Source organism: Bacteroidales bacterium (assembly GCA_013141385.1).
In the GTDB taxonomy this organism is placed as follows: Bacteria; Bacteroidota; Bacteroidia; order Bacteroidales; family Tenuifilaceae; genus UBA8529.
In genome coordinates, this window is sequence record JABFRB010000003.1 from 1 (window position 1) to 12,195 (window position 12,195).

Sequence of the window (12,195 nt, forward strand, 5' to 3'; positions counted from 1 at the left end):
ATCAACAGATCGATACATAAGCAAACCATTTTTCATAAACTTATTGTTCGAATGGTTGAAGGTGATCCCATTACATATCAGAATGTTAAAATTAGTGCTTAAATAAACACCTCAATTAAATAATATGTATATCCGCTATATTACCTATAAGCAAAACTCGCTCCATTGTCATTCCGGGCGAAGTCCCGGAATCTAGATTATAAAGAACTGGATTCCTGCATTCGCAGGAATGACAACTTGGGTTGTTTATTCCTGATTAGGTATTATTGCGGACAATCATATTAAATAATTTACAATTGGGTATCGCAAAATGCGATAGTTGCATTTGCTCGGATACAAAGTTTTCCCTTGAGGGAATTTGGCAATTTGATAATGAATATACTCGATTCCATACAATTTTCAACTTGCCACATTATCAAATTTTCAAATTAACTAATTCTCAAATTAACTAATTTTCAAATTATTATTTCTCCTCCCCCAACCCCTGATTCCCCGTATCGAGTACATACTTCCATTCACCCTTCTCGTTCCTTTTCCAGATTGTTGTATAGGTTCCTTTGCTAATCTGATCGGGGTTTGCTTTTTCCTTAAACTCCCAAATTCCATAGGTATATCCAAGTTCGCCAGACTCAGCTGCACGAGCGTAGATGGGTTTCCATGTTAAAACATAAGTAGTATCAGGTCTTTTGGCCTGCCGCTCCTCCAAAAGTTTAATGCCCACCATTGGGTAGCTATTGGGAGCAAGGAATGTAACATCCTCGGCAGCAAATTTAACGAATGCAGCATTCTTTCCATGCTCAACGGAATAGGTGCTAAAATCACTATCTACTTGCATCAATTCATCGCAATACTTTTGGGTATCGACCTTTTTCTGATTGCATCCAAAGAGAAGAATCAAAAAGGTTAAGATTAGAGTTGTGGGTTTCATGGTATTTAGTGTTTAGTGTTTGTGTTAATTCTCAAATCTTCAAATTCTTCAATTTTCAAATTATTAAGCATCTTCCGTCTTCTGACTTCTGACTTCCGTCTTCCAACTTCTCAATGATACCAAACCAACACTTTCCCCTATCACATACCAAGATTGCTATAGATTAATCTCGTTTTTGTCGGTTGATTTAATAATAACCCCCTCGATTGGAATCTTAATAATCTTTGAATTAGTAGCATTGGATTTAATGGTAACGCTACGGCTGATAACCTGCGGGCGTGGTTCAATCCTGAATTCCACTTTAATTAAACCCGATTTTCCAGGGAGAATTGGCGCTTTTGGCCATTCCTTAATATTTGTTCCGCAACACCCAGCTACTTCATTAAGGATTAGCGGTTGATTTCCAGTATTTATAACCGAAATTTGAATCTTTCCATTCTCATCCGACAGATCGTTTAAGCCTATTTCACCCATTTTAACCGTATCTGGCTTAGTAGTAATGAATGCGCCTTTATTTTGGGCAGAAACTGAAAGTGTTGCTGCAATAAAAAGAAATAGTGAGAAAAAAGTTCGTTTCATCTGATTATCGTTTTTAGCCTTTTGTTTTAGAACCCCAACCCCTTAAAAAGGGGCTATAACAGTATTTACATTTTTACTTAAATTCTGATTTTATTTGCTTTAGTACACCAGTAAGGTTATTAATAACTTCTTTGTTCTCGAATCTTAAAACCTTTTTATCCATTAACGCAAGGTGTGTATCCCGGTCAATATCTTTTGCTATCCCCTCCTGTGTAAAATGTTGCTGTCCATCTAACTCTATAATTAACTTCTCTGATGAACAATAAAAATCAGCTATATAATAACCAATACTATGTTGTCTTCTGAATTTTCGCCCACACAACTTCTTATCTTTTAATACCTCCCATAAAACAAGTTCCGCCTCAGTCATATTCCTTCGCAAATGACGGCGAGTGTCCTTTAAATATGGCAAGTTATTGAGTTTAGTAGTCATTTACTATTGAAGCTGTATTAATATTGCTGATGTTTAGATATCATCGCTCTGTTATAGCCCCTTCTTAAGGGGTTGGGGTTATTAAAGCCTTACCTCTCCAAAATTATACCAACAAATTTAAATGCTAAAATACAAAAAAGAATGATTCACCTTAAAGCAGCAAAATTTGCTTTTTACCGAAAGCAAAATGTTTAGTTTAATCGGAGTTAATTCACCAAAAACAAATAGTTTATTGTCCATATTTCAATTTTATACAATTGATATTCATATAATTACAATCAAATATGATGGATGTAACATCATTTATATCAAATTGCACTTATCAAATAATAGCCTACGCTTATTCACTTTAAAATAGCTATCACAACGTACTTAACTCTTATCAAAAACATCAATTTTCTATGCCGTAACTTTGAACATCATGTAAAATCTGCACAAAAACAATTACCAAGAATTTATTTAAAATAGATAAGTAAATGATTGATACAACACTTAATTTTCTAACACAGGAAATAAATACATTTCTGAAAATTAAGAATAATACTCCTAATGAGGATAAAATAGTACTATCAAGCATAGCTTCAGAGAGCGGATTGGTAATACCAAATAAATCATTGGGGCTATCTCTCATCAATATTGAAGAGGAAAGAGTTTTTAAGGAGCAAAGGGCTGCCTATTTAAATGATAATGGTAAAACACAGAGCTATAACCCAGAATTACGCTTGAATCTATACATACTTATCACCTCTAATTTTCAGGATAAACTTAAGGAAGATCCAACCGATGATTACAGGGAAGGGTTAAAGCAGCTCTCGAACGTAATCCTATTCTTTCAATCCAAAAATGTATTTACAAATGAGAACTCTCCGTTGCTTGCAAGCTTAGATCCTAATATCCAAAAGATTATTGTTGAGCTCTACTCCTACTCCTTTGAGCAATTATACAATTTTTGGAGTGTAGTTGGAACAAAATATCTACCCTCGGTTCTATATAAAGTCCGAATGTTACGATTCCAAGGTGGTTCTGTAGATACTGAATTACCTGTTGCTTCTGGAGTAGATTTAAATAATTCAACTGTAAATTGATGTATATAACATTATTCAATATTAACACGCTTCATAATTACTACAAAAGTGGTATTTGTAAAAAATTGACCTTTGTACCAACCGCTAATTGCCTAAAGAATATCAAAAATCATAAATTGATATTTAGGCAAAGCGAAAGCGGATTTAAGATTGCCTACAAATCCATTGATGAATTGGGAACACCATTAATTGACCCATCTGGAAATTTATTTACGTTTGCCATTACTCTTAAGGATACAAATGAGCTACTTAATATTACCAATCTAAAGGTAGATTCTAAAGAGTATACAGCCAAAAAGATTATCTATTTCACAAACAATCCTGTTGGCAATAAAACCATTACGCACAAATTTATAGATGATATAAAACCTCAAATATTCAACTACAAATTTCCTTTTAAAGCGAACAATCCCAATTCGGACGTTGCAAATCTTGAAATATTAAATATGGAAGGAGCCAACATTTTAGGCCCCTTTGCATCCATAAAACCCGAAAAAGATTGCAGCTATTACTACAAAATTGATTTATCAACCTATCCAAGCGGAAAGTATACTTTTAGGGTTAGCGATTCTACCAATGATCAAATAGATGAATTGATTTACATCGATAATGAACTATCAAAACAATCCATTTTTGGGTTATTGGAAATAGAATATGATAACACTACTCTTGAAGAATATAATCTAAGCCTTATCAGGCAAGAATCTTTTTGGAAGTATCTGATAGTTAATAAATCGGATAGCATTGATTTAGATTCATTCAGCCTAAGTATCCTTGATTCAAGCAGTGAACACCCAGCTCCCTATGAGAATACATACGAATTTGAAAAAGGAGAAGAACCTGATCCTGATATTCGCATTAGCGGATTCGATACGGTAATATTCACATCAAAGAATAAAATACCCTTTTATGAAGATTCCCTTTTAAACATTGAATTACTAAAAACCGATAGGGGTGGTAAGTCATCTGCAGAGGGAATTTCATTAATTAAGCATCTACCAAATCCTAAACTTTCTGGGATTATCAATAAAAATAGTGAATCAGAAATATATGTTTTCATATAAATAATTAAAAAATTAGAAGATGGCAAATTACAAAACACCAGGTGTCTATATTGAGGAAATATCGACCCTTCCGGCTTCTATAGCCCCTGTGGCCACAGCCATTCCCGCTTTCATAGGCTATACAGAAGACTATACTAGAAATAGAGAAACGGTAATAAACAAACCTGTAAGGATAACCTCCTTATTGGAATTCACCGAAATATTTGGTGGTCCTTTTAAGGAAGAATTCTCGGTTACCTTATCAGATGCAACTATTGCAATTTCCCAAATTTCAGTACCCTATACTCTTTACTATCATGTAAGGATGTATTTCGAAAATGGTGGTGGGCCTTGCTATATTGTATCAATAAGTAAATATGCAACAAAGGCAAGTGATGCAAGCATCGATAAGGCATTACTCCTAGTCGGTCTCGATGCGGTTAGCAAAGAGGATGAAGTAACCCTTTTAGTTATACCAGAGGCAATTGAACTCGAAGAGGCAGATAGGAAAGATGTATACGATGCAATGCTAACTCAATGCAATCTTTTACAAGATCGTTTTAGCATATTCGATGTAATCGCTGATTCCGATAATACTGTTAAAGAGGACGGTGATCATTTCCGCAATAGTAATATCGGAACAGATTATTTAAAGTACGGTGCAGCCTATTACCCACCTCTCAAAACAACAATAAATTATTACTATAAAGATAGCGAGGTAGGTATTACTGATAATAGAACTGGAGCTATTTATTCTAGCGGCTCTAAACTATCCGATGTCTTGAACGATGGTTTTGCCTTAGGTACAATTACCATTGAGGATAATGACAAGATCGATGGAGATGTTTTCAGCATCAATGGTCAAACCTTAGTGGAAGGCGATGGTAAGGACTTTGAAAAAGGAGTAGATAGTAATGCTACTGCCGAGAATCTTAAGGATGCTGTTGATGATCTGGAGGATAGCGCATATACAACGAGTATCGAAGATAATGTAATAACAATCACTGCAAATTCGAGAGGGTATGTGGGTACTTTAATTGGCCTAGGGTGCACAAAGAGCGGGGGGGGTGCTTCGGTATCGGGTGATACACTGGAGGGAGGAGATGATACAACTCAAGCTTCAGGTACTATTACCATTAGCGATTATAGCTGTATAGATGGGGCTTCATTTATTATTAATGATGAAATATTTATAGCGGGTATTGATTTTGAGGTTGGCTCAACCAATGTTCAAGCCGCTAAATCACTAATTGACTTACTCGATACAAAGGTTGGCCTACCTTATGATTACTTACGAGCAAGCAATGTGATTACAATTACAGCTAAGGCCGTTGGTGAAGCGGGAAACTCTATTACTCTTGGGTATAATGAGGGTGGTGGAACAGTATCTGGCTCAACTTTAGCATTAAGTAGTTCGGCTGATAAAGCCCTTTACAACCTCATTACAAAAGAGATCAAGAAAAATTATGTTGTACTCTACCCCAGTGCAACAATTGCCGGAATATATGCTAGGGTCGATAAGGATCGTGGGGTATGGAAGGCTCCCGCTAATGTAAGCGTAAACATGGTCAAAGATCCTTCAATAGCCATTACTAAGGAAGAGCAGGAAAATCTTAATGTTGATTCTACATCAGGAAAATCAATTAATGCTATACGGAAATTCGCAGGTAAGGGCGTAATTGTTTGGGGTGCCAGAACACTTGCAGGGAATGATAATGAGTGGCGCTATGTTCCTGTCCGTCGGCTATTTATATTCATCGAGGAATCTGTTAAGAAAGCAACTGAATTTGTTGTTTTTGAACCAAACGATGCAAATACATGGCTTAAGACTAAGGCAATGATTGAAAACTTCTTGATAACGCTATGGAAGGATGGTGCTTTAACCGGGGCAAAACCAGAACATGCTTTCTATGTGAAAATTGGATTAGGCCAAACCATGACTTCCCTTGATATTCTGGAAGGGCGAATGAACATCGAAATTGGTTTAGCTGCCGTAAGACCTGCAGAATTTATAATTCTTAAGTTTTCGCACATGTTACAAAAGTCATAACTAACTGATAATAAAGAAATCAAAATATTAAAACTTAAACTATGACAAATCCATTAACCCCCGGGGTATATATCGAAGAAATATCCACCATTCCACCTTCGATAGCCGCAGTAGAAACTGCAATTCCCGCATTTATAGGATATACCGAAAAGGCAGAGGAAAATAAAGACACCACTGCTTTACTCTATAAGCCAACAAGAATAACCTCAATGCTTGAATACGAAGAAATATTTGGAGGACCAAAAGAGGAAATCATTACCGTTACTGTTGAAGATCAATTGGATAACGATAATAAAATATTCAGTCGAGAGATCAATGCCAGTATTTCGTCAACTTTAAGCTTCTTCCTCTACTACAGCGTAAAAATGTTTTTCGATAACGGCGGAGGCCCATGCTATATCGTTTCAGTTGGTGACTACAATGCTACTATTAGCGATGGTGATAGCAACACTGGACTAAAAGGAGGCATTGCAACACTAGAAAAGATTGATGAACCAACTTTATTGGTATTCCCCGATGCAATTTCATTAAACGATCAAGCCTTGTATGGGGGTGTAGTTATAAGTGCTCTAACTTTATGCAACAAACTACAAGATCGTTTCACAATTGCCGATGTAATTTACAATGAAGATTCTGACCCAGAAGAGGAAAAGATAAAATACAGTCAATATAGACCTTCTGAAATAGAAAGTTATAGAAGTGCCTTGGGAACTGATTACCTAAAGTATGGTGCTTGCTATTTTCCTTTTGTTAATACTACACTGAATTGCGGTTATTCCGATGGCAAAGTTACTATTACCCACAAAGAAAATAATGCTGTTGCATCAGCAAATCCAATAACCGATACCTATGCAGTTTTAAAAACAAGCAATCCAAGTATCTATAGAGCCATTGAGGCAAAAATTAAAAAACTTTACGTAACAATACCTCCATCAGGTGCAATTGCCGGAGTTTACGCCAGAGTTGATAAAGATCGTGGCGTTTGGAAAGCTCCTGCAAATGTTGGATTAAAATCAGTAATTGGGCCAACCGTTAAGATCACGAACAAAGAGCAGGATGATCTTAATGTTGATGCAACATCTGGGAAATCAGTTAATGCCATTAGAACCTTTGTTGGAAAAGGAACATTAATCTGGGGTGCTAGAACTTTTGCTGGAAATGATAATGAGTGGAGATATGTTCCTGTAAGGAGATTTTACATCTTCGTAGAAGAATCGGTTAAAAAAGCCACTGAATTCGTTGTTTTTGAACCTAACGATGCAAATACATGGTTAAGAGTAAAAACAATGATTGAAAACTTTTTAACCCTTCAGTGGAGGAATGGAGCTCTTGCCGGTGCAAAAGCCGATGATGCATTCTTTGTAAAAGTGGGTCTAGGACAAACAATGACTGCACTTGACATCCTTGAGGGTAGAATGAATATTGAAATCGGTATGGCTGCTGTAAGGCCTGCAGAATTCATCATTCTTAAATTTTCACACAAATTACAGGAATCATAACAATACCATTAATTAGAACTTAAAATTATTAACTATAAAAATTATAATCATGGCAACAAATTATCCAGTATCCGCCTTTCACTTCCAAGTTGAATGGAGTGGAACAAGAATAGGATTTACCGAAGTATCAGGATTAAATGTTGAACTTCAAAGTATTGATTACCGTGAGGGTAGTTCACCTGAATATCAGGTTACAAAAATGCCAGGAATTCCAAAATACTCAAACATTACCTTGAAAAGAGGAATTTTCAAAGGTGATAATGAATTCTTTCAATGGCTCAATACGGTGAAACTTAACAATATTACCCGCAGAGATCTTACCATTAGCCTACTAAACGAGGAACATGCTCCAGTAGCTTCATGGAAGGTGAAAGATGCTTGGCCTTGCAAGGTCGATGGCCCTGCATTAAAATCAACTGGGAACGAAGTAGCTGTAGAAAGCATTGAACTTTGTCACGAAGGACTATCAATTGAATTCTCATAAAAGTTCTTCTCAGTAGTGTTAATGACTTTGCCAATAGGCTTTTAAAACAGCCGAAGAGTACTTTCGTCTGTTTAAAAAGTTGTCTTAATTCTACTAACAAATTGCAAACAATCAATAATTTACAGCAAATATGACATTGTACTATCCTCCGGTTGGATTTCACTTCGTTGTTCGTTTTGAAGGATTACTGTTGAATTATCCGGGCATACCTGATATCGGTTTTCAGAAGGTTTCAGGTATTAATGTAACTATTAATACTGAAGAATATCAAGAAGGAGGAGAAACTAGGTTTAAACATAGGCTGCCAAATCCACCCACGTATCCAAACCTAGTTTTGGAACGTGGGATGCTAATTGGTTCTCAGCTAATGCAGTGGTATAAAGACTCGGTGGAAGGCTTCAAGTTTGTACCAAATGATGTTACGGTAATTCTTTTAAATAGCCTCCATATTCCTATTCAGGCATGGAATTTTGTTAATGCAATCCCAGTAAAATGGACTATTGCCGATTTAAATGCAACTGAGAATAAAGTTTTGGTTGAAACCGTTGAATTATCATATCAATACTATAAAAGGATTGATGTAACAGATCTTATTTCATTGGTTAAATAATCTGATAACATGGCGTAGGAATTATAACACTATCAGCAAAAATTTAAAATATGCCTGTTGAAATTAGAGAATTGATAATTAGAGCTTACGTTGAATCTGAGAATAAAAAGGATGTAAAATCCAGTAAAGATTCTTTTGCCAATGACGAGAGTAATTTCTCTTCATCCGATGAAATTGCTCAATTGCTTGAGGTTATAAATAACAAAAACGAACGTTGATGGGACTCAGTGATTTATTAACGGTTGGTGGAGGTTTAGAGAAACTTAGGATTACAGCATTTCAGGATGAGGAGTATAAAACTACTATTGGAAGTTTCATAGTCATGTATAATCCTACTACATTTTCTCAAACAATAAGTACCAAATGGCTAGATGAAAAACAAGTTAATACCAATGGTAAAGAAAAGTCCTTTAGAACAAACGAACCAAGTAAATTGACATTCGATTTTATGTTTGATGCAACCTGTGCATCTCCATCAAGCGAGAGCAAAGCAGGATCATCTGTTTTCGATGCATACACATTAATTAAAAATTCTGATCCTACTGATTCTGGTAAAAGGCATATCAATGATGCAATAGCAAAGTTTTTTGAACTTACTCAAAAGGTAAATAGCGAAACGCATAAACCATCATATTTACAAATAAACTGGGGGTCATTTGAGTTTAGAGGAGTTCTCGAAAGCGCTACAATAAATTACAAATTGTTTAATTTAAGCGGTTTGCCAATAAGAGCCACTCTTACAGCAAATTTTTCAGAGAGCATTACAAAAACAGAAGTAGCAGCTGAACAAAAAACTGAATCGCCAGATCTTACTCATTATAGAATAGTAAACGAAGGTGATACTTTGCCTTTACTATCACAAATGATGTATGGCGATCCTTCATACTACATGGAGTTAGCAAAAATAAATGGTCTAACTAATTTCCGAAATATCAAAGTTGGTCAAAGGATTATTTTTCCGCCAATCGATAAAAGCAATAAATCGAAATGACAGACGAAAGTAGAACAATACCAACCCAAGCAAGTACTGACTTAGCAACGTTCCGAATTTTTGCGAATGGTGCAGAAGTTAGTAGCGATGTGGCAATTGTGTCTATTAGCGTCAGTAAAACTGTGAATAAGATCCCAACAGCCAGACTTGTACTAAGCGATGGTAATATGGCAAAAGAGGATTTTGAACTTAGTGCCAGTGAAGATTTTATTCCAGGAGCCGAAATCGAAATTCATGCTGGTTACCATAGTATAGAAGATCCTATATTTAAAGGAATTGTCATTAAACATGGAATAAAATTTAGAAGCGAACAGAACTCTGAGCTTATTCTTGAAATGAAAGACGTGAGCGTTAAAATGACAATAGGTCGAAAAAATAAATACTTTTTTGATTCAAAGGATAGTGATATTATTGAAGAGATACTTTCGGATTACACTGACCTTCAGGTAGATGTTGAAGCAACAGAACTAGAGCATAAGGAAATGGTTCAGTATTACTGTACCGACTGGGACTTTATACTTTCAAGAGCCGATGTAAACGGTCAGCTAGTATTCGTTGATGATGGAACAATAACCATTAAAGCACCCGATTTATCAGCAGATCCCTTAGTAAAACTCTTTCATGGCGACAACGTTTTTGAGTTTGAAGCCGAAATGGATGCCCGCAACCAGTACACTGCAACCAAGAGTAAATCATGGGACTATACAAGTCAGGCAGTAATTGAATCCAGCGGTGAAGATCCTGGATTAACAGAGCAGGGGAATATTACAGGATCAGACTTAGCTGGTATTATAGGACTCGAAAACTATGAAATGCAACACCCCGGTCAAGTTATTACTGAAGAATTACAATCATGGGCAAACACTAAATTACTCAGAAGTAGGCTTGCTAAAATTCAGGGACACGTCCAGATTGTTGGCTTTAGCGATATAAAACCTGGTGATATCATAGAATTGGGAGGTTTTGGAGACCGATTTAACGGCAAAGCCTTTGTTTCAGCAATAACCCATACAGTAAGTTCAAATACCAAGTGGAAAACAAATATCCAATTTGGTCTATCGGATCAATGTTATGCACATGCATACGATAATATTTTAGAAAAACCTGCATCGGCAATATTACCTGCAATACAAGGATTGCATATTGCCATTGTCACCAATATTCATGAAGATCCCGATGGAGAATTTCGGGTTAGAGTCAAAATACCTGTTATAAGCACCGAAGAAGATGGTGTTTGGGCAAGAGTAGCCACACTTGATGCTGGAGATAGCCGTGGTTCATTCTTCAGACCCTATGTTGATGATGAGGTTATTGTAGGCTTTATTAATGACGATCCTCGTGATCCTGTAATACTTGGAATGCTTCACAGTAGTGCCCTACCATCGCCAGTTGAACCAGCCGAAGATAACTATGAAAAAGGCTTTGTTACAAAAGAAAAAGTTAAACTAATGTTTAACGATGAGAAAAAAAGTCTGACCATTGAAACACCAAATAGCAACATCCTTTTAGTGAGCGATGATGAGAAGGGAATTAAACTAGAGGATGAGAATGGCAATATAATTCAAATGAACGCCGATGGAATTACCATTGAAAGTGCTAAAGATTTGATTCTAAAAGCTAGCGGAGATATTACAATAGAGGGAACTAATGTGTCAAGCAAAGCTAGTGCCCAGTATAAGGCAGAAGGAAGTAGTGGAGCAGAACTATCAACTAGCGGTCAAGCCGTATTGAAAGGTTCTGTTGTAGCGATTAATTAATATTAAAGTATTTATGCCAGCAGCAGCAAGAGTTGGAGATGTTACTAATCATGGTGGAACAATAGTAGGTCCAGGTGAAGCAACTGTTTTAATTGGAGGCATGCCTGCCTCAGTTGCTGGCGACAATCATGTATGCTCATTACCCCCAAATGCGCATCAACCAACAGCCAGCCCATTTCCAATGGGAAGTGCAACTGTATTAATTGGGGGAAAACCAGCAATTAGAGTTGGCGATACTTGTATATGTGGAGCGTCTGCCGCAGTGGGCGAACCAACAGTAATGATAGGGTAAAAAACTAGAATTCTTATGGATAATAGTGATAATAACATCAATGTAAGCAACAGCTTTTTAGGAAGAGGATGGAAATTCCCTGTAACTTTTGTTGATAGCAGCTTTACAGTGGAGTTAGTTGAGGATGAACAGGATATTGCTGAAAGCATTCAAATAATTCTAAATACTGCTTTAGGTGAAAGAGTTATGCATCCTGATTTTGGTTCAAACCTTGAGGATTTACTTTTTGAAAAAATTGATATTACCAGTTTAACCATGATTACCAATAGGTTAAAAAGAGCTTTCCTTTACCACGAGTCAAGGGTAACAATTAATGATATAGATCTTACACCCGATGCTGAAAATGGGATTATTCAAGTTACTGTTGATTATACCATATCTGCTACCAATACTAGAACAAACTTAGTTTATCCATACTATATAAACGAAGGAACCGACATTTAA

General features: G+C 36.2%; 14 protein-coding genes. 11 read left to right on the forward strand and 3 right to left on the reverse strand.

Annotated features, from left to right (window positions below):
• Positions 1-463: 463 nt before the first annotated feature.
• The 3 genes from HOO91_03340 to HOO91_03350 form a co-directional block, all read right to left on the reverse strand.
• Positions 464-928, reverse strand: a complete 465-nt coding sequence (locus tag HOO91_03340; GenBank protein NOU16577.1) for a hypothetical protein — start codon at positions 926-928, stop codon at positions 464-466.
• A gap of 156 nt (positions 929-1,084) precedes the next feature.
• A complete protein-coding gene (locus tag HOO91_03345) occupies positions 1,085-1,507 on the reverse strand; it encodes a DUF1573 domain-containing protein (protein NOU16578.1) in 423 nt (140 codons plus the stop codon).
• 73 nt (positions 1,508-1,580) lie between these two features.
• Complete coding sequence (locus HOO91_03350) at positions 1,581-1,940, reverse strand: endonuclease domain-containing protein (GenBank protein ID NOU16579.1); 360 nt, start codon at positions 1,938-1,940, stop codon at positions 1,581-1,583.
• A 476-nt stretch (positions 1,941-2,416) separates the two neighbouring features.
• Between HOO91_03350 and HOO91_03355 the strand changes: the two genes are divergently transcribed.
• From HOO91_03355 to HOO91_03405, 11 genes are all read left to right on the forward strand, one after another.
• Positions 2,417-3,025 (forward strand): DUF4255 domain-containing protein, encoded by a 609-nt coding sequence (locus tag HOO91_03355; protein ID NOU16580.1) that lies wholly within the window; start codon positions 2,417-2,419, stop codon positions 3,023-3,025.
• Positions 3,025-4,089 (forward strand): hypothetical protein, encoded by a 1,065-nt coding sequence (locus HOO91_03360; protein ID NOU16581.1) that lies wholly within the window; start codon positions 3,025-3,027, stop codon positions 4,087-4,089. The genes HOO91_03355 and HOO91_03360 overlap by 1 nt, the downstream gene beginning before the upstream one ends.
• A 505-nt stretch (positions 4,090-4,594) precedes the next feature.
• Positions 4,595-6,118: a phage tail protein gene (locus HOO91_03365; GenBank protein NOU16582.1), complete on the forward strand. Its 1,524-nt coding sequence runs from the start codon at positions 4,595-4,597 to the stop codon at positions 6,116-6,118.
• Positions 6,119-6,159: 41 nt separating this feature from the next.
• On the forward strand, positions 6,160-7,617 hold the full coding sequence (locus tag HOO91_03370) for a phage tail sheath family protein (protein NOU16583.1): 1,458 nt from the start codon (positions 6,160-6,162) through the stop codon (positions 7,615-7,617).
• 49 nt (positions 7,618-7,666) lie between these two features.
• Positions 7,667-8,101 (forward strand): phage tail protein, encoded by a 435-nt coding sequence (locus tag HOO91_03375; GenBank protein ID NOU16584.1) that lies wholly within the window; start codon positions 7,667-7,669, stop codon positions 8,099-8,101.
• Positions 8,102-8,231: 130 nt separating this feature from the next.
• The gene (locus HOO91_03380) at positions 8,232-8,711 is read left to right on the forward strand and encodes a phage tail protein (protein NOU16585.1); all 480 of its coding nucleotides are present in this window, start codon (positions 8,232-8,234) and stop codon (positions 8,709-8,711) included.
• Between the two features lie 50 nt (positions 8,712-8,761).
• Entirely contained in the window at positions 8,762-8,929 is a 168-nt protein-coding gene (locus tag HOO91_03385; GenBank protein ID NOU16586.1) for a hypothetical protein, read from the forward strand.
• The gene (locus tag HOO91_03390) at positions 8,929-9,702 is read left to right on the forward strand and encodes a hypothetical protein (GenBank protein NOU16587.1); all 774 of its coding nucleotides are present in this window, start codon (positions 8,929-8,931) and stop codon (positions 9,700-9,702) included. Before HOO91_03385 ends, HOO91_03390 begins: the two co-directional genes overlap by 1 nt.
• Positions 9,699-11,459, forward strand: a complete 1,761-nt coding sequence (gene vgrG, locus HOO91_03395; protein ID NOU16588.1) for a type VI secretion system tip protein VgrG — start codon at positions 9,699-9,701, stop codon at positions 11,457-11,459. The genes HOO91_03390 and vgrG overlap by 4 nt, the downstream gene beginning before the upstream one ends.
• Positions 11,460-11,472: 13 nt before the next feature.
• On the forward strand, positions 11,473-11,751 hold the full coding sequence (locus HOO91_03400) for a PaaR repeat-containing protein (protein ID NOU16589.1): 279 nt from the start codon (positions 11,473-11,475) through the stop codon (positions 11,749-11,751).
• A 15-nt stretch (positions 11,752-11,766) separates the two neighbouring features.
• Positions 11,767-12,195 carry a GPW/gp25 family protein gene (locus HOO91_03405; protein ID NOU16590.1) on the forward strand — a complete coding sequence of 143 codons (429 nt, stop codon included), beginning with the start codon at positions 11,767-11,769 and terminating at the stop codon, positions 12,193-12,195.